The following is an 18,787-nucleotide window of genomic DNA, read 5'->3' on the forward strand; positions in this document are numbered from 1 at the left end:
TTCATCCGCGGGCCGCGGCGCGCACCAGTGGCGCCAGTTCGGGATCCTCCAGCGCCAACGCCAGCGTGGCGCGCACCAGACCGGCCTTGTTGCCGCAGTCGAAGCGCTTGCCCTCGAAGCGATAGGCCAGCACCTCGCGCTCGTGCAGCAGCGCCTCGATGGCGTCGGTGAGCTGGATCTCGCCGTTGTTGCCGGGCGCGGTCTCGCGCAGCAGCTCGAAGATGCGCCCAGGCAGCACGTAGCGCCCGACGATGGCGAGATTGGACGGCGCGTCCTCGGGCCTGGGTTTTTCGACCACGTAGCGCAACTTGGCGGCGCGCTCGCTCACGGGCTCGGCATCGACGATGCCGTAGCGCTGCGTGTCGGCGCGTGGCACTTCTTCCACCGCGACCACGCCGCAACCACGCACCGCGGCCAGCTCGGCCATCTGCTTGAGCGCGCCGGCACGCGGCGCGCGGATCAAATCATCCGGCAGGATCACGCCAAAGGGCTCATCGCCGATCACCGGTGCCGCGCATAGCACGGCATGGCCCAGACCGCGCGCCTCGGGCTGGGTCACGAACACGCAGCGCACGTGCGCGGGCAGCACGCTGCGCACGATCTCCAGCAGCTCGGTCTTGCCGGCCTCGGCCAGCTTCTGCTCCAGCTCATAGGCGTTGTCGAAGTAATCGGCGATGGCGTGCTTGTAACGGTTGGTGACGAACACCAGCGTGTCGGCGCCGGCTTCCACGGCCTCGTCCACCGCGTACTGGATCAACGGGCGATCGAGCACCGGCAGCATTTCCTTGGCCACCACCTTGGTCGCCGGCAGAAAACGCGTGCCCAGGCCGGCCACGGGAAACACCACCTTGTGCAAATGCCGGCTCATGCCGAATCTCCAGAATCGCCGCGCAGAAACGGCACCACCGTGCCCGGCTGCGCATTGTGGACCCAGTCAAGACCGGGCATCAGGGCTTGCAGCACGCGCCGCAGCGCGGGCTCATCGAAAGCGATCACGGCATCACTGGCGCGCACCATTTGCGCATCCAGCAACTCCGTGCTGACGCGCCGCGGTTCGGCCAGATACAGCTTGGCGTGCATGGTCGGCGCGTAGTTTTCCTGCGCATGAAACAACTCCTCGAACAGTTTCTCGCCGGGACGCAGGCCGGTGTACACGATCGCGATGTCGCGCCCCGGCTGCTTGCCGGACAGGCGGATCATCTGCGCGGCCAGATCGCGGATGCGCACCGGCTCGCCCATGTCCAGCGCGAAAATATCGCCGCTGCGCCCTTGCACCGCGGCCTGCAGAATCAGCCCGCAGGCTTCGGGGATGGTCATGAAGTAGCGCGTGACCTCGGGATGGGTGACGGTGACCGGACCGCCGCGCGCGATCTGCTCGCGGAACAGCGGCACCACCGAGCCGGCCGAATCGAGCACGTTGCCGAAACGCACGGTGACGAAATGGCAACCCGGCGCACGCAGTGCCTCGGCCTGACAAACCATCTCTGCGATGCGCTTGCTGGCGCCCATCACGCTGCTGGGGTTCACCGCCTTGTCGGTGGACACCAGCACGAAGGTTGCCACGCCCGCCGCGCCCGCCGCCGCGGCCAGCGTGCGCGTGGCCAGCACGTTGTTGCGAAACGCCTGACGCAGTTGCTCCTGCAGCAACGGCACGTGTTTGTAGGCGGCGGCGTGCAGCACCACGTGCGCATGCGAAATCTGCAGCGCGTGGCGCGCGGCCGCGGGGTCGCCGCAATCGCCGAGCAGCGGGCGCAGCAGCAGATCGGGATACGCCACGTTCAATTCGCGCGCGATGCGATACAGGTTGAACTCGCTGCTATCGAGCACGGTCAGCGAGGCCACGCCGAGGCGCGCCACCTGCCGGCACAGCTCGCTGCCGATCGAGCCGCCACCGCCGCTGATCAACACGTGGCGCCCGGCGAAACCGGCGCGCACGCGCTCCCAGTCCAGGCTCACCGCATCGCGACCGAGCAGATCCTCGATCGCCACCGGTTTCAGCTCGTTGCGCTGCGCGCGCCCACTGATCACGTCCTCGAAACGCGGCAAGGTGCGAAACGGCAACCCGGTGCGCTCGCAGGCGGATACGATGGCGCGCATTTGCGCGACGCTGGCCGATGGAATCGCGATCAGCAGCATGTCGGCGCCGCTGGCGCGCGCAAGTTCCGGCAATTGCGCCAGCATTCCCAGTACCGGCGCGCCCTGCACGCGTGCGCCACGCAACTGCGGTGCGTCGTCGATAAAGCCCACCACGCGATACTCGGCATCGCGACGCAGATCGCGCACCAACGCATCACCGGAGCGCCCCGCGCCGATCACCAGCACGCGCCGCTGCGCGCGCTGTCCGAACAACTCCAGGCGACTGTCTTTCCAGTAGCGATACAACAGCCGCGGCGCACCCAGCAGAAACGCCAGAATCAGCGGGTACAAAAACAGTACCGAGCGCGGCACGCCGACGAGACGGTCGAGCAGAAACAGCGCCACGCCCACCAGCACCGCGCCCAGCGCCGCGGCGCGCGCGATGCTCCACAAATCGGGCAGGCTGGCGAAGCGCCACAGGCCGCGATACAGGCCGGTCCAGGCGAAGATCGTGCCCTGCACCGCCAGCACCACCACGAACTGCCCCAGGCTGACGTGCATGCCGCCCGAGTGCGCCAATTGGTAGCGCAGCAGCAGGGCCAGCCACCACGCCAGCGCGACCATGCCCAGATCGTGCAGCACCACCGCGCTGCGCGGGTGAAACAGACCGAGGCGTAACTCAGACAGGCGCATGGCGATTCCCGTGACGTCGTGGCGCACGGCGGCAGGCCCGTTTGCCCTGCCACCACGCCACGCCCGCGAGCATATATAGCCCGATCACCAGCCACCAGCCCAGCCCCGCATCATGCTGCGCCCACAGCGCCAGTGGAATCGCCAGCAGCAGGTTCCAGCCGAGGTAAACCAGTAGCGCCTGCGCATGCGAATGCCACGCGCGCGCCAGCCACTGATACAGATGCTCGCGATGCGGCCGCCACCAGCGCCGTCCGCGCCAGATGCGCGACAGCAGCGTGGCGCTGGCATCCACCGCGAACGCCGAAACCAGCAACAACGCCGCAGGCAACGGCCATGCGCCACGCGCCACGCCGGCAAACGCCAGCGCCGCGAGCATGAAGCCGAACGCGCCGCTGCCGACATCGCCCATGAACACGCGCGCGCGCGGCAGCGGCAGATTGAATGGCAGAAATCCGGCCAGCGCCGCGGCCAGCAGCAGCGCCAGCGCCAGCAGCGCAGGCTGATCGCTGCGCGCGGCCATCCACGCGAAAGCCAGCGCCAGCGTGAATACCTGCATGGCCAGCAGTCCGTCGCTGCCATCCATGAAATTGTGCAAGTTGATCGACCACGCCGTGGCCAGCACCAATGCAGCAGCCAGCAGCAGCGCCAGAGGCGGCGCGAACGCCGCGGCCAATTGCGCCCACAGGCTCAGCGCGAGCAATGCGCCCGCCGCGAGATGCGCACCCAGGCGCGGACCAATGCCCAGGCCGCGGTGATCATCCAACGCGCCGACCAGCGCGGTCAGCAGCAGCGCCGGCAGCCACAGCAGCGTCCACCGCCACGGCAAAGCCGCGCCCGGTAGCAGCCGCAGCAGCAGCAGGCCCAGCGCCAGCGCCAGAACCGCGCCAGCACCGCCGCCGCGCGGCGTGGGCCGGCGATGCAGGCGGCGCTGGCCTGGTTGATCCAGCAGCCCGCGCCGACGCGCGTAGGCCATCATCGCGAACACCAGCACGCCAGCCAGCACCGCGACCAGCGCCGCCAGCAGCAGGACTTGGCGCAATCCCGACGTCATCATCGCTCAGGCACCGGTGGCGCCGTGGACCGGCCGCAGCGTGCTCCAGTTCTTGCAGCTCGGGCACTGCCAATGGTGCGCGCGCGCGCCGAAGCCGCACTGCGTGCAGCGATACAGCGCCTGACCTTCAAGCACCGCGGCGGTCAGATCGCGCAGCAGGCGCAGGCTGGACTCGGTATCGCTGCCACCCTCGATCGCCGTGTCCATCAATTGCACCAGACCGCGCACCGAGGGTCGCTGGCGCAACTGCGTGCCGAGGAATTCCACCGCGCGGTCCTGGCCATCGCGGCGCGCGTAAATGCGCGCCAGCGCCAGCACCGGCGAGACCCCCTCGTAGCGCTGCACGATGTGCCCCAGGATTTGCTCGGCGCGCTCCATCTGCTGCGCGCGCGCGTAGGTATCGAGCAGCGCCGGAAGAATCTCGGGCACGCAATCGATGTCGGACTCCAGCGCCTGCTCGTAGGCCGCGATCGCCGCCGCGTAATCCGCGGCCACGGCGGCGAAGCGCCCGCGCAGGATGAGCGCGCGCACGAATTTCGGATGCGCGACAAACGCCTGCTGCAGATAATCGGCGGCGTCCTGCATGGCGCCGTGCGTCTGTGCGCGCTCGGCCAGCTCGCAGTAAAAATGCGCGATCTGCAGCGACTGTCGCTCACCAGAGGTTTCCTCCAGCCGGCGTGCGTAGAGGATGGCCTTGTGCCAGTCGCGCTCGTGCTGGCAGATGGCGATCAGGTGGCGCAACGCCGAGGGCGCCTGCGCATTCATCGCCACCAGATCGGCGAACAGCGTCTCGGCGCGGTCGAGCAGGCCGGCACGCATGTAATCCTCGCCCAGTTCCAGCAGCGCCATGGTTTTCACGTCATCGCTGAGGTTGGCGCGCGCGATCAGATGCTGGTGCACGCGGATGGCGCGCTCCACCTCGCCGCGGCGGCGGAACAGGTTGCCAAGCGCGAGGTGCGTTTCGACGGTGTCGCGATTGGCCTCGGCCAACTGCAAGAACACCTCGATGGCCTTGTCCGGCTGCTCGTTGAGCAGATAATTCAGGCCGCGGAAATAGCTCGAAGACAGCTCATTGACGCGCGCGCCCGAGCGCCGAGCGCCCAGCCGGCGCGCGCTCCACCAGCCGGACAGAAACGCGATCGGCAGCAGCAGGAACAGCAGCAGAAGTGGATTCATGCAGCGTCTTGGCCATCGCCTTGTCCGCGCCCGGACGCTCTACGCCGGCGCCGTGCGCCAAGGCCCAGCCATGCGCTAAGGCCGCCCAGCAGCCAGCCCAGCACCAGCACCGCAAGCAAGGTCACACCCTTGGGCAAGTCGGCTTCGACCAGCAGAAAGTCATAATGCACGGTGCCGCCGTTGAGCGCGGCAAACGCCGCGCCCAGCAGGGCGAATATGAGCAGCAAAGCAGCGATCACGAAGCGCATGGCGTCTCCCTCACCATCACTTTAGCAGGCCACGCAAGCGCCACACGACGGGGATACCCGCGGCGGGCGGCGGGAATCAATGCGCGCCGGGCGCACGCGCATCAATCGCTGTTGACCCGCTCGCGCAGTTCCTTGCCCGGCTTGAAATGCGGCACGTGCTTGCCCGGCAGCGCCACGGCTTCGCCGGATTTCGGATTGCGGCCGACGCGCGGCGCGCGATAGTGCAACGAGAAGCTGCCGAAGCCGCGCACCTCGATGCGCTCACCGGCGGACAACGCCTCGGTCATCTGGTCAAGCACATGCTTGACGCCAATTTCGACGTCTGCAAGGGCCAGATGCGTCTGGCCACGCGCCAGGGCTTCGATGAGATCGGATTTGGTCATGGATGGGGCAGCCGAAAGGCGGCGGGGCGGACCACCGCCCCGGGGTGCGGGCAGGATCAGCCCTTCTTCATCTGTTCCTTGAGCAGTGCGCCCAGCTTGGTGGTGCCAGCGGAAGCGCTCTGGTACTCGGCCATGGTTTCCTGCAGATCTTCCTCGTCCTTGGCGCGGATCGAGAGCTGCATCTGGCGGCCCTTGCGATCCATGCCGGTGAACTTGGCCTCGACCTTGTCGCCCACCTTGAGGTGCTGCGTGGCGTCCTCGATGCGCTCCTTGGCGATGTCGTTGGCGCGCAGGTAACCCTCGACGCCATCCTCGAGCGCGATCAGCGCGCCCTTGGCGTCCACTTCCTTGACCACGCCGGTGACAATGCTGCCGCGCGGATGGCCAGCCATGAACTGGCCGAACGGATCCTGTTCCATCTGCTTGACGCCGAGGCTGATGCGCTCGCGTTCCGGATCCACGGCCAGCACCACGGCCTCGATCTCGTCGCCCTTCTTGAAGTTGCGCACCAGCTCCTCGCCGGTGCTGTTCCAGGAGATGTCGGACAAATGCACCAGACCGTCGATGCCACCGTCCAGGCCGATGAAGATGCCGAAGTCGGTGATCGACTTGATCGCGCCGTTGACGCGATCGCCCTTCCTGTGGATCGCGGCGAAGGTTTCCCACGGATTGGCGCGGGTCTGCTTGATGCCCAGCGAGATGCGGCGACGTTCCTCGTCGACATCCAGCACCAGCACCTCGCACTCATCGCCAACCTGCACCACCTTGGCCGGGTTGACGTTCTTGTTGGTCCAGTCCATTTCGGAGACGTGCACCAGCCCCTCGACGCCCGGCTCGATTTCGACGAAACAGCCGTAGTCGGTGACGTTGCTGACCTTGCCGAACAAGCGGGCATTGACCGGGTAGCGGCGCGCGATGTTGACCCACGGATCATCGCCGAGCTGCTTCAGGCCGAGGCTGACGCGGTTGCGCTCGCGGTCGAACTTGAGCACGCGCACTTCGAGCTCGTCGCCGACATTGACCACCTCGGACGGGTGGCGCACGCGCTTCCACGCCATGTCGGTGATGTGCAGCAGGCCGTCGATGCCGCCGAGGTCCACGAACGCGCCGTAATCGGTGAGATTCTTGACCACGCCCTTGAGCACCGCGCCTTCCTGCAGGCGTTCCATCAATTGTTCGCGCTCGACGGAGAACTCGCTCTCGACCACCGCGCGACGGCTGACCACCACGTTGTTGCGCTTGCGATCGAGCTTGATGAGCTTGAATTCGAGATCCTTGCCTTCCAGGTACACCGGATCGCGCACCGGACGCACATCCACCAGGGAACCCGGCAGGAACGCGCGCACGTCCTTGATGTCGACGGTGAAGCCGCCCTTGACCTTGCCGGTGATGCGGCCGGTGATCGCAGTGTTGTTGGTGAACGCATCCTCGAGGTCGTCCCAGACCATCGAGCGCTTGGCCTTTTCGCGCGAGAGCTTGGTCTCGCCGGTGCCGTTCTCGATGGCGTCCAGTGCGACCTTGACCTCGTCGCCGATCTGGATGCGGATCTGGCCATCGTCGTCACGGAATTCCTCGATCGGGATGATGCCCTCGCTCTTGAGGCCCGCGTTGATGACGACGACATCGGAGCGCACGTCGATCACCGTGCCCAGCACGATCGACCCCGGTTTGAGCTTGGACAGGGTCTGGCTGTTCTCGAACAGCTCGGCAAAACTTTCAGTCATGGGTTTATCCGGTGTGGTTGCCGGCACAGCCCGACGGGCGGCTCGGAACCGGGTTGTGGACGCTTGCGCGCCGTGAAAAACCACTCCTCGCGGAGCGGGCCTTGCGTACTGCCGAGGCTCAATGCCGCGGCAGCAACGCCAGAATCCGTGCAACGACCTCCCCGATCGGCATGCCGGTGGTGTCGATCACCACCGCATCCGCTGCGGGCTTGAGCGGGGCCACGATACGCTCGGCATCACGCCGGTCGCGCGCCTCGATTTCCCGCAACAAGTCGGCGAGTGTAACCTTGAGTCCCTTGTCCTTCAACTGCTTATGGCGTCTTTGCGCGCGCTCGGCGGCGCTGGCGGTCAAAAACACCTTGGGGTTGGCATCTGGAAAGAGCACCGTGCCCATGTCGCGACCATCCGCGACTAGTCCGGGGGCCTTGCGAAAGGCACGCTGCTTGTCCAGCAGCGCCGCGCGCAGGCTGGGAATGGCGGCAATGGCCGAGGCCGCGGCGCCACAGGTTTCGGTACGGATGTCGTCGCTGGCATCCTGACCGTTGACCAGCACCCGTGTCTCGCCGCCGGCACCAGGATCGCGAAAACCGATGCGCGTGTGCTCGGCGCAGCGCGTGACCGCCTCGGCATCGGACAGATCGATGCCGGCCAGCGAGGCGGCATAGCCCACCGCGCGATACAGCGCGCCAGAGTCCAGCAGATGCCAGCCCAGTCGCGTGGCGATCAGACGACTGAGCGTACCCTTGCCGGAGCCGGACGGGCCATCGATGGTGAGCACGGGAACGGGCGTGGTGACGGACATCGGCATCTCGTGGCGCAAATCGGCGCAGTCTAGCTCGAGCAAAGCGGCGGCTGGATGCCTGCGGCGGGAAGGATCAGGCTTGGTTGAAAGGCACGGCCAGCACTTCGGCGATGCTCGCGCAGCCGACCAGCGCCATCAGCAGCCGATCGACGCCCAGCGCCACGCCGGCGCAATCGGGCAACGCATCCAGCGCCGCCAGCAGGCGTTCGTCCACCGGCAATTCAGCCAGTCCGCGCGCCAGCCGCGTGTGGTTGTCGGCTGCAAAGCGGCGACGCTGCTCGGCGGCGTCGTTCAACTCGTGGTAGCCATTGGCCAGCTCCTGACTGCCCAGATACACCTCGAAACGCGCGGCCAGCGGCGGATCGCCCGGCAGCACGCGCGCCAGCGCGCACTGGCTGGCCGGGTAATCGTGCAGCACGGTGATTTGATCGGCGGGCAGCCGCGGCTGGATGCGATGGCCCAACAGCAGGTCCAGCCAGTCGTCGCGGCTCAGCCCGGCGGGATCGACCTGGCACTCGCCCAGCGCCGCGCGCAACTCGGTGTTACTGGCGCGATGGGCGTCCAGCCCCAGCTCGCGCGCGAACAGCTCGGCATAACTCAGCACCTCGATGCGCGCGCCGCGTCCGACCAGCGCCAGCGCGGCCTGCACCAGCTCGATCACTTCATCGGCGAGGCGGCGCTGGTCCCATGCGATGCGATACCACTCCAGCAGGGTGAACTCGGGGTTGTGACGCGCGCCAGTCTCGCCGTTGCGGAACACGCGCCCGAGCTCGTAGCAATCGCCGCTGCCCGCGGCGAGCAGGCGCTTGAGCGGGTACTCGGGCGAGGTGCGCAGCCAGCGCGCGCTCGCGCCGGCATCGATGTGGCCGCTGAAATCGGTATGAAAGCTCTCGATGTTGGGATCGATGTTGGCGGCGGCGGAGAGCATCGGCGTCTCCACTTCCAGCACCGCGCGCGCGGCGAAAAATTCGCGGATCAGTGCATACAGCCGCGCGCGCAATTGCAGCCGCGCGCGCACTGCGCCGGGCATCGCGGCCGCCACTTCAGGAGGTCACCCGCGACCAGAACGACTTAACGCCATCGAGAAACGAATGCGCGCGCGGCGAGTGCTGCGCGGCATCGTCATCGCACATGCTGGCGTCGAGCTGTTCCAGCAACTCGCGTTGCTCGCGCGTCAGTTGCACCGGCGTTTCCACGACGATGCGGCAGATCAGATCGCCGGCGCGCCCGCTGCGCACCGAGCGCACACCGCGCCCGCGCATGCGAATCGCCTGGCCGGACTGGGTTTCCGGCGGTACGCTCAGGCTGACCTCGCCGTCCAGCGTGGGCACCGCGATCTCGGCGCCCAGCGCCGCCTGCGCGATGCGCACCGGCACCTCGCAGTGCAGGTCGTCGCCATCGCGCTGGAAAATGGCGTGCTCGCGCACACGCACCTCCACGTACAAATCGCCGGCCGGCAATCCCGCCGGGCCAGCCTCGCCCTGCCCGCTCAGGCGGATGCGATCACCGGTATCGACGCCGGCCGGAATGCGCACCTCGAGCCTGCGCGTGCGCTCCACGTGACCCTCGCCATGGCACTGCGCGCAAGGCGTTTCCACCACGCGCCCACTGCCGCGGCACTGCGGGCAGGCCTGCTGCACCGAGAAAATGCCGTTCTGCATGCGCACCCGGCCCTGGCCACGACAGGTCGGGCAGGTCTTGCTGCGCCCGTCAGCCGAGCCGCTGCCCTTGCAGCCATCGCAAGCGACGATGCCGGGCACCTCGATGGTCTTGTCACAGCCGAACACGGCCTCTTCGAGATCGAGATCGAGCAGATAGCGCAAATCGCTGCCGCGGCGCGGACGCCCGCCGCCACCGAAGATGTCGGCGAAAATGTCGCCGAACATGTCGCCGGCGTCGGCAAAACCGGCGCCCCCGCGCGCGCCGCCGCTGGCGAACGCGGCGTGGCCATGACGATCGTAAAGCGTGCGGCGCGCGCCGTCGCACAGCACTTCGTAGGCTTCCTTGGCCTCCTTGAATTTATCCTGCGCAGCCGGGTCATCGGGGCAGCGATCTGGATGAAACTTCATGGCCAGGCGGCGGAAGGCCTTCTTGATTTCTTCCTCGCCGGCGCTACGCGGCACACCGAGGACTTCGTAATAGTCGCGTTTGGGCATGGGTGGGGCTGGGTGAGGAAGTGATCGACAGGTGGGAGCCAAGGAATCGGCAGTGGAGAGTGGGAAGTCGAGCGCCGGAAATGTAGCCGACTACCAACTGCCCACTCACTATCTACCACCCGCTCCACATGAGCGCTTACTTCTTGTCCTTGACTTCGGTGAACTCGGCATCGACCACATCGTCCTGCGCGGGTGCAGGACCACCGGCACCAGCATCCGCACCGGGCGCGGCGCCAGCCGTGCTGGCCGCGGCCTGCAACGCCTGCGCGGCCTGCTCCAGCGCCTGCGTGCGCGATTCGATACGCGCCTGATCATCGCCCTTCATTGCGTCCTCGAGATCCTTCAGGGCCGACTCGATGGCGCCGATCTGCGCCGCCGGCACCTTGCCACCGTGCTCCTTGAGCGCGTTGCGCGTGGCGTGCAGCAATTGGTCGGCCTTGTTGCGCACGCCCACCAGTTCGTGGAACTTCTTGTCTTCCTCGCGGTGCGCCTCGGCGTCGCTGACCATGCGCCGGATCTCGGCGTCGGTCAGGCCCGAGCCGGCCTTGATCTCGATCTTCTGCTCCTTGCCGGTGTTCTTGTCCTTGGCCGAGACGTGCAGGATGCCGTTGGCGTCGATGTCGAAGGCGACCTCGATTTGCGGCATGCCGCGCGGCGCGTTCTGGATGCCAGCCAGGTCGAACTTGGCCAGCGATTTGTTGTAGCGCGCCTGCTCGCGCTCGCCCTGCAGCACGTGCACGGTCACCGCGGACTGGTTGTCCTCGGCGGTGGAAAACACCTGCGCGGCCTTGGTCGGAATGGTGGTGTTCTTCTCGACCAGCTTGGTCATCACGCCGCCCATGGTCTCGATGCCCAGGCTCAACGGGGTCACGTCCAGCAGCAGCACGTCCTTGACCGTGCCACCCAGCACCGCGCCCTGGATCGCCGCGCCCACGGCCACGGCCTCGTCCGGGTTGACGTCCTTGCGTGGCTCCTTGCCGAAGAAATCCTTCACCGCCTCCTGCACCTTGGGCATGCGCGTCATGCCGCCGACCAGGATCACCTCGCTGATGTCGCCCACCTTGATGCCGGCGTCGTTGATCGCGGTGCGGCACGGATCGATGGTGCGCTTGACCAGATCCTCGACCAGCGCCTCCAGCTTGGCGCGCGTCAACTTGATGTTGAGATGCTTGGGACCGGAGGCATCGGCGGTGACATAGGGCAGATTGACGTCGGTCTGGTGCGCGCTGGACAGCTCGATCTTGGCGCGCTCGGCGGCGTCTTTCAGGCGCTGCAGGGCCAGCGGATCCTTGCGCAGATCGATGCCCTGCTCCTTCTGGAACTCCTCGACCAGATAATCGATGACGCGCATGTCGAAGTCCTCGCCGCCGAGGAAAGTGTCGCCATTGGTGGCCAGCACCTCGAACTGTTTCTCGCCATCGACCTCGGCGATCTCGATGACGGACACGTCGAAGGTGCCGCCGCCGAGGTCGTACACGGCGATCTTGCGGTCCTTGCCGATGCTCTTGTCGAGGCCATACGCCAGCGCCGCGGCGGTCGGCTCATTGATGATGCGTTTGACCTCCAGTCCGGCGATGCGCCCGGCATCCTTGGTGGCCTGGCGCTGGCTGTCGTTGAAGTAGGCCGGCACCGTGATCACCGCCTCGGTGACCGGCTCGCCGAGAAAATCCTCGGCGGTCTTCTTCATCTTCATCAGCACCTTGGCGGAGATTTCCGGCGGCGCCATGCGCTTGCCGTCGGAGGTCTCGACCCAGGCGTCGCCGTTGTCGTGCTTGAGAATCTTGTAGGGCACGATATCGAGGTCTTTCTGCACCTCGGCATCGGTGAACTTGCGCCCGATCAGGCGCTTCACCGCGTAAAAGGTGTTCTTGGGGTTGGTCACCGCCTGGCGCTTGGCCGGCGCGCCGACCAGCACCTCGCCGTCCTTGGTGAAGGCGACGATGGAGGGCGTGGTGCGATCGCCCTCGGAGTTTTCGATCACGCGCGTGCTCGAGCCCTCCATGATGGCGACGCAGGAATTGGTCGTACCGAGGTCGATGCCGATGATCTTGGCCATGGGTCAGCTCCGGAGAAGTGGTAAGAGTGTGGTGTTGCGGCCGCGGCCGCGCTGCAGATCAGGTGGGGCTGGCGCGCGCCGATTCAAGCGCCAGCGGCACGCGCCACGGTGACCAGTGCCGGACGCAGCAGACGCTCGTTGAGCAGGTAGCCCTTTTGCAGCACGGCGACCACGGTGTTGGGCGCCTGACCCGGCGCATCGACCAGGCTCATGGCCTGATGGCGCTCGGCATCAAACGGCTGGCCGATGGGTTCGATGGCGCTGAGCCCATGCGCCTGCATGACGCGCTCGAGTTCCTTCAGGGTCAGCTCCATGCCGGCGCGCAGGGTGGCGGCATCGGCCGCGTTCGCGGCCAGGCCGCGCGTCAGCGCATCGGCCACGGCCAGCAGATCGCCCAGCACACGCTCATTGGCGAACTTGCGCGCCTGCTCCAGATCGCGCTGCAGGCGCTTGCGTTGGTTTTCGATCTCGGCGCGCTCACGCAGCATCAGCTCGCGCGCGGCGCTGGCGGCGTCCTCGGCCGAAGCTAGACGCTCGCTGAGCGCGGCAAGGTCGGCATCGATGGAATCGGGTGTGCTCTCAGGGGGGGAGGTTTCGGGCGTGGTCATCAGCTCGGCTCGTGTACGCGTGATAGAGGAAAACCCAGCACACCGCCGCACAGTCAAAGCTGCGCCGGCAACTGGCAGCGGATTTTGTTATGCGGGCGTGACAATGCGATTCAAGATGCCGCCAAGCAGATCGGCGCTGGTCTGCACCACCTGGATCACGCGGTCGTAAGCCATGCGCGTGGGGCCGATCACGCCGATGCTGCCCAGCACGCGGCCCTGCACGCCATAGGTCGCGGTGACCATCGAGCAGCCGGCCAGCGGCGCGAAACCGCTTTCCTCGCCGATGAACAGGCGCACGCCCGGCGCGTCGGCGCAATTCTCGAACAGCGCCAGCAGCTCGCGCTTTTGCTGGAACGCCTCGAACAGGCCGCGCAGGCGCTGCAGATCGGCCAGATCGTGCACGCCCATCAGATTGGCCTGACCGCTGACCACCATGTCGGGGATGCTCTCCGGGCCGGGCTGCACAGCGTACGTGGCCAGTTCCACCGCGCCGCCCAGCGCGCTGCGCAGCGCGCCGTCGGCGGCCTGCAGCTCGTGCGCCAGATGCGCGCGGATTTCGCTCAGACGCAGCCCGCAAAAGCCGGCGTTGAGCACCGTCGCAGCGCGCTCCAGATCGGCCGCGTCGGGGCGGTGCGTCATCTGCAGAATGCGGTTCTGGATGCGCTGGTTGGCGAACACCAGCACCGCCAGCACGCGCTCATCGGGCAGCGCCACGAACTCGATCTGGCGCAGCGGCAAATCATCCTCGCGCGGCACCGTCACCATGCCGACGAACTGGGTCATGGCCGAGAGCAGCGCCGAGGCGCCGGTCGCCAGCTCGCGCGCGTCGCCCGGCATTTGTTGCAAACCGCGCGCCAGGCGCTGCTGATCCGCCAGTGGCAGCGGCTTGATTTCCAGCAGGCTGTCGACGAACAGTCGCAAGCCCTGCGGCGTGGGAATGCGCCCGGCCGAGGTATGTGGCGAGGCCACCAGACCGGCATCCTCGAGGTCGGCCATGATGTTGCGGATCGTCGCCGGACTCACCTCCAACCCAGCCGAGCGCGACAGCGTGCGCGAGCCGACCGGCTCGCCGCCGCTGAGGTATTGCTCGATCAGGCTGCGCAGCAACTGCCGCGCGCGCGCATCGAGACCGGGTGGATGGGCTGCCATGGACTGGATTCGGACAAAGCTGCGACATGGATAAGGCCTGCGCGGCCCGCTTGCAAGCCCCGCGCGCCGGATGCGCGCGCCGCGGCGCCCTGCAAACTGCTGCGCGCGCTGCCCCGCACCCATAGAATCGCGCCATGATCCTCGCCATGCGCTGCGGAACTTCATGCTGACGACGCTGTACGTTCGCGACCTGGCCGTGGTCGCCGGGGCCGAAATCACCCTGGGCGCCGGCTTGACCGTGGTCACCGGCGAGACCGGCGCCGGCAAGTCGCTGCTGGTCGACGCGCTGCTGCTGCTTGGCGGCGCGCGCGCCGACGCCACGCTGGTGCGCAGCGGCGCGGAGCGCGCCGAGGTCAGCGCCGAGTTCGACCTCGCCGCCAGCCCCGCCGCGCGCGCGTGGCTGCGCGAGGAGGCCCTCGACGATGGCGAGCACTGCAACCTGCGTCGCGTGCTGGCCGCCGAGGGCGGCTCGCGTGCGTGGATCAACGGCCGCCCGGTGGCGCTGACGCAACTGAGCGCACTGGCCGCGCATCTGCTGGAGATCCATGGCCAGCACGAGCATCAGGCGCTGCTGCAGCGCGAGCAGCAACTGGCCCTGCTCGATGCCTACGGTGCTCACTCCGTGACGCTGGCGCAGGTGCGCGAGCTGGCGCAGCGCCTGCGCGCGCTGGCGCGCGAAGCCGCGACGCTGGGCGACGGCACCGAGCGCGATGCGCGCCTGGCGCTGCTGGCGCACCAATGCGAGGAACTCGAGCGCTGGGCTCTGCCCGATGAGCGCCTCGCCGCGCTCGAAGCCGAGCAGCGCCGGCTGGGCCACGCCGAGCGCCTGCTGGCTGGCAGTGCCGCGCTGGTCGATCAGCTCGAAGGCGATGACGGCATGCGCAATCGGCTGGCGCGCGCCGCTGCCGAACTGGCGCGACTGGCCGAGATCGATGCGGACCTGGGCGCCAGCCGCGAGTTGCTGGATGCCGCGCTGATCCAGATCGGCGAGGCCGGCAGCGCCCTTGCCCATTACGCCGAGGCGCGCGATCTCGACCCTGATCGCCTCGCCGAGGTCGATGCGCACTTGCAGCACCTGCACGACCTCGCGCGCAAGCATCGCTGCGCGCCGGCCGAACTGCCCGACGTACTGACGCAACTGCGCGGCGAGCACGAGTGTTTGCACGGCGCCGGCGCGCGCATGGATGCGCTGGCGCGCGAGCGCGATGCGCTGACGCGCGAATACGACTCGGCTGCGGCCGCCCTCGGCGTGGCACGGCAACAGGCCGCGCAGCGCCTCGGCGCCGAGGTCAGCGCGCTGATGGGCACACTCGGCATGCCCGGCGGACAACTGCAGGTGGCGCTGGAAGCGACCGCGCCGGGCGCAGCCGATGCGCAGGGCCGCGAGCGCTGCGAGTTCCTGATCAGCACCAATCCAGGGCAAGCGCCGCGCCCGCTGCGGCGCGTCGCCTCGGGCGGTGAACTGGCGCGCATCAGCCTGGCGCTGGAAGTCAGCATGCTGGGTCTAGACGATGTCGGTTGCATGGTGTTCGACGAGGTCGACAGCGGCATCGGCGGCGCGGTCGCGGAGATCGTCGGACAAAAGCTGCGCGCGCTCGGTCGCGTGCGTCAGGTGCTGTGCGTGACGCACCTGGCGCAGGTGGCGGCGCAGGGGCACGCGCACCTGCGCGTGAGCAAGCACAGCGACGGCGCGGCCACGCGCACGCAGATCGAGACACTGGACGTTGCCGGTCGCCGCGACGAACTGGCGCGCATGCTCGGCGGCGTGTCGATCACGCCGGAAACGCGGGCGCATGCGCGCGCCATGCTGGAGCAGGCGCAAGCGCGTTGAGCACCGCGACTCGGCTCAGGCCACCACCAGGCCGCGCTCGCGCGCCAGCCGGTACAAGTCCAGCTCGGAGCCCGCGCCCAGCTTGCCCATGAGGCTGGCGCGGTGGATGTACACGGTCTTCTGCCCGATGCCCAGTTCGGCGGCGGCCTGCTTGGGCGTGAGCCCGCGCGCCAGCAGCAAGAACACCTCGTGCTCGCGCGCGGTCAGGCGCGCCAGGGCATCGCCGTCACGCGTGCTCTGACTGCGCGCGATATCGCCGCTGAGGTAGCGCTCGCCGGCCAGCACAGCACGCAGCGCGGCGATCAGTTCATCGGCGGCGGCACACTTGCTGACATAACCCCAGGCGCCGCGGCGCAGCGCCTCGGAAATATACGGCTCGGTGTCATGCATGCTCAGCACCACCACGCGCAGGCCGGGGCGCAGGCTGAGCAGGTGCTCGAGCAGCGGCAGGCCGCCGCCGTTGGGCAGCGAGAGATCGAGCACCACCAAGTCGGCCGCGTTGGCGAGGATGGTCTCCAGCGCTTCCTCGGCGTCGCCGCATTCGGCGATCACATCGAGTCCCGGCTCGGTCTCGATCAGGCGCTTGAAACCCTCGCGCACGATGGCGTGGTCATCCACCAGCACGATGCGTGTCATGGCGCCACGATAGCAGAGCCTTGCGCGGCGCAAGCGCGACATGCTTGGCGGCCAGCGCACGGCGGTCCGCGGCGCGCGGCGCGCGGCGCGCCTTGTACCATGCCGTCATGCTGCGTCTGTCCCCGCCCAAGCTATCGCCGTGGCTGCAAGGTCCGGCCGCCGCGCTCGGTTACGCGCTGGCCTGGGCGGGGCTGTTCGAGATTTCGCAGTTGTACTGGTATCTCCCCGCCGGGCTGCGCTTTGGCGCGTTGCTGCTGGCGCCGCGGCGGCTGTGGCCGTGGCTGATCGGCGCGGAGTGGTGCGTCGGCCTGCTGCTGCGCCTGCATGGCGCGCATCCGCTGCACGATCCGTTGCTGCTGGCGTGGATGGTGTTGCCGCAACCGCTGGTGGTCGCCGCGATCATCGCGCTGATGCGGCGGCGCGGAATGCCGGTGCTGATCGAGCGTCCGGAACGCGCCGTGCGCCTGCTGGTCGGCGCCCTGCTCGCCGCGCTGGCCAGCACCGCGGTCAACGCCCCGATCCTGCACACACTGGCTGGCCTGCCGCTGATGCATGTCAGCAGCATGCTGGCCAACTTCGCCTTGGGCGATTACGTCGGCATCCTGCTGATCACGCCACTGCTGATCATGCTGCTGCGCGCGCCGCTCGATAACGCGCAGGCACGCGCGCTACTCACCGACATGCTGCTGATCCTGCTGCCGACCATCACCGGTCTGCTGCTGATGATGGGCGAAAGCGCCCCGCTGGCGCGTTACGCGCGCGTGCTGACCCTGGTGCCGGTGCTGTATTTCGCCTTTCGCCACGGCTGGCGCGGCGCCAGCCTGGCGATGCTGGCCAGCAGCGCGGCGGTGACCGCGCACGCGGGCCTGCAATTGCGCCCCGAGGCGCCGGCCGAGGCGCAGTTGTTCCTTGCCGTGGCCGGCACCGGCGCGCTGCTGCTGGGCGCTGCCACCGACGCCCTGCGCCAGAGCGGCCTGCGTCTGGCACTGCAAAACGCGCGTCTGGCCAACGTCAACCAGCGTCTCGATCAACTCGCCCAGCAGTTGGCCACCGCCGCGCGCAGCAACCTGCGCGAGGAAGAAGGCGAGCGCAAGCGCATCGCCGCCGAGTTGCACGATGAGCTGGGACAGAACCTCACCGCCATCCAGATCCGCGTGAAGATCGCGCAAAACCGTCTCGAAACAGCCGGTCTCGGTGACATATCAGCTTCGATCAACGACATCGTGGCCACCATGCGGCGCAGCGTGCGCGGGCTGCTGGAATCGCTGCGGCCGGCGGCACTGAACGAATTCGGCCTGGCGCGCGCCCTCGATGAGGGCCCACTGCGCGATCTGATCCAGAGCGCGAACATGAGTTACGGCGTCGAGCTGCGTGGCGACCTGCGCCTGCTCGATGAGGACATGCGCAATACGCTGTATCGCATCGTGCAGGAAGCCGCGACGAACTGCGTGCGCCATGCGCGCGCGCACTCCTTCAGCCTGCGCCTGCGCGTGGGCCGGCGCGGCGATCAATTGCTGGCCTTGCTCGATATCCGCGATGACGGTGTAGGGCTGGGCAACGCCCACGGCGTGCCATCCACTCCTGGCCTGGGCCGCGGCCTGCACGGCATGCGCGATCGTGTGCTGGCGCTGGGCGGCACATTCCGCGTCCTCGAGAGCACGCACGGACTGCGCCTGCGCATCCTGCTGCGCCAACCGCAGCACATGCACTGATCCGAGGCTCTTTCTGGGCGGGTTCGCTGCGATCGTGGCCGGTGTCGCGCTCTGGAGAGTCGGCAAGGGAATCCGGGATTCTGAAAGCGGCAATCGGAGACGGGGGGATCCAGAGCGACGTGCCACGGCCTTTGGGCTTGTTCGATCTGGTTCGAGGCGGCGTGGCTCGCAGGCAGCTTCAAGCTCACTTCGGGGCTGCCAGCGCGGCAAGTCATCCCGGGCGTGCACATGTGTCGCGTGAGCCTTGCCGGCGCGGGTGCGAACACTGCGCGTGAGTAAGCTGTTTGCTGCACGCAGGGAACGGCTGCAGTAAAATGTTCGCCGTTTCAAGACCGGGGAGGTGCCCATGCCTGCAGTGTCCGCGCTGAGAAAAAATCAGCTTCTTGCGGTGCTGCCCGAACCGGAATTGGCGCGCTGGGTACCTTACCTGGAGCCGGTCGAGATGCCGCTGGGCGAAGTGCTCTACGAGCCCGGCAGCCACGTGAC

Annotated in this window: 16 protein-coding genes; 2 read left to right on the forward strand and 14 right to left on the reverse strand. The window is 67.9% G+C overall.

The features are described 5' to 3' along the window. Position 1: 1 nt before the first annotated feature. The 13 genes from galU to hrcA all read right to left on the reverse strand — a co-directional run bounded on the left by galU (position 2) and on the right by hrcA (position 14,122). Positions 2-868 (reverse strand): UTP--glucose-1-phosphate uridylyltransferase GalU, encoded by an 867-nt coding sequence (gene galU, locus ACYDAT_RS05850; protein ID WP_461438503.1) that lies wholly within the window; start codon positions 866-868, stop codon positions 2-4. Continuing rightward, positions 865-2,769, reverse strand: a complete 1,905-nt coding sequence (locus tag ACYDAT_RS05855) for a polysaccharide biosynthesis protein (protein ID WP_461448979.1) — start codon at positions 2,767-2,769, stop codon at positions 865-867. Before ACYDAT_RS05855 ends, galU begins: the two co-directional genes overlap by 4 nt. Next, positions 2,756-3,823 (reverse strand): MraY family glycosyltransferase, encoded by a 1,068-nt coding sequence (locus ACYDAT_RS05860; protein WP_461448981.1) that lies wholly within the window; start codon positions 3,821-3,823, stop codon positions 2,756-2,758. Before ACYDAT_RS05860 ends, ACYDAT_RS05855 begins: the two co-directional genes overlap by 14 nt. Positions 3,824-3,826: 3 nt before the next feature. After that, the gene (lapB, locus tag ACYDAT_RS05865) at positions 3,827-4,996 is read right to left on the reverse strand and encodes a lipopolysaccharide assembly protein LapB (protein ID WP_461438500.1); all 1,170 of its coding nucleotides are present in this window, start codon (positions 4,994-4,996) and stop codon (positions 3,827-3,829) included. Further along, the gene (locus ACYDAT_RS05870; RefSeq protein ID WP_461438499.1) at positions 4,993-5,244 is read right to left on the reverse strand and encodes a DUF1049 domain-containing protein; all 252 of its coding nucleotides are present in this window, start codon (positions 5,242-5,244) and stop codon (positions 4,993-4,995) included. Before ACYDAT_RS05870 ends, lapB begins: the two co-directional genes overlap by 4 nt. 101 nt (positions 5,245-5,345) lie before the next feature. Next, entirely contained in the window at positions 5,346-5,627 is a 282-nt protein-coding gene (locus tag ACYDAT_RS05875; protein WP_297901678.1) for an integration host factor subunit beta, read from the reverse strand. 56 nt (positions 5,628-5,683) lie between these two features. After that, a complete protein-coding gene (rpsA, locus tag ACYDAT_RS05880; RefSeq protein ID WP_461438498.1) occupies positions 5,684-7,351 on the reverse strand; it encodes a 30S ribosomal protein S1 in 1,668 nt (555 codons plus the stop codon). 118 nt (positions 7,352-7,469) lie between these two features. Continuing rightward, positions 7,470-8,153 (reverse strand): (d)CMP kinase, encoded by a 684-nt coding sequence (gene cmk, locus ACYDAT_RS05885; RefSeq protein WP_461438497.1) that lies wholly within the window; start codon positions 8,151-8,153, stop codon positions 7,470-7,472. Positions 8,154-8,226: 73 nt separating this feature from the next. Then, positions 8,227-9,183: an EF-P lysine aminoacylase EpmA gene (gene epmA, locus ACYDAT_RS05890; protein WP_461438496.1), complete on the reverse strand. Its 957-nt coding sequence runs from the start codon at positions 9,181-9,183 to the stop codon at positions 8,227-8,229. 13 nt (positions 9,184-9,196) lie between these two features. Continuing rightward, on the reverse strand, positions 9,197-10,309 hold the full coding sequence (gene dnaJ / locus ACYDAT_RS05895) for a molecular chaperone DnaJ (protein WP_461438495.1): 1,113 nt from the start codon (positions 10,307-10,309) through the stop codon (positions 9,197-9,199). A gap of 136 nt (positions 10,310-10,445) precedes the next feature. Next, positions 10,446-12,365 (reverse strand): molecular chaperone DnaK, encoded by a 1,920-nt coding sequence (gene dnaK / locus ACYDAT_RS05900; RefSeq protein WP_461438494.1) that lies wholly within the window; start codon positions 12,363-12,365, stop codon positions 10,446-10,448. An 83-nt stretch (positions 12,366-12,448) separates the two neighbouring features. Beyond that, complete coding sequence (gene grpE / locus ACYDAT_RS05905) at positions 12,449-12,973, reverse strand: nucleotide exchange factor GrpE (protein WP_461438493.1); 525 nt, start codon at positions 12,971-12,973, stop codon at positions 12,449-12,451. A gap of 87 nt (positions 12,974-13,060) precedes the next feature. Beyond that, positions 13,061-14,122 (reverse strand): heat-inducible transcriptional repressor HrcA, encoded by a 1,062-nt coding sequence (hrcA, locus tag ACYDAT_RS05910; RefSeq protein ID WP_461438492.1) that lies wholly within the window; start codon positions 14,120-14,122, stop codon positions 13,061-13,063. A gap of 163 nt (positions 14,123-14,285) precedes the next feature. Here hrcA and recN point away from each other — a divergent pair, with 163 nt between their 5' ends. Beyond that, positions 14,286-15,953: a DNA repair protein RecN gene (recN, locus tag ACYDAT_RS05915; RefSeq protein ID WP_461448983.1), complete on the forward strand. Its 1,668-nt coding sequence runs from the start codon at positions 14,286-14,288 to the stop codon at positions 15,951-15,953. Positions 15,954-15,968: 15 nt separating this feature from the next. Here the strand turns inward: recN and ACYDAT_RS05920 are convergent, their stop codons facing one another. Further along, positions 15,969-16,589: a response regulator gene (locus tag ACYDAT_RS05920; protein WP_461438490.1), complete on the reverse strand. Its 621-nt coding sequence runs from the start codon at positions 16,587-16,589 to the stop codon at positions 15,969-15,971. Positions 16,590-16,696: 107 nt separating this feature from the next. Between ACYDAT_RS05920 and ACYDAT_RS05925 the strand changes: the two genes are divergently transcribed. Further along, complete coding sequence (locus tag ACYDAT_RS05925) at positions 16,697-18,301, forward strand: MASE1 domain-containing sensor histidine kinase (protein ID WP_461438489.1); 1,605 nt, start codon at positions 16,697-16,699, stop codon at positions 18,299-18,301. Positions 18,302-18,787 lie beyond the last annotated feature (486 nt).

It is taken from the genome of Metallibacterium sp. (assembly GCF_054637675.1).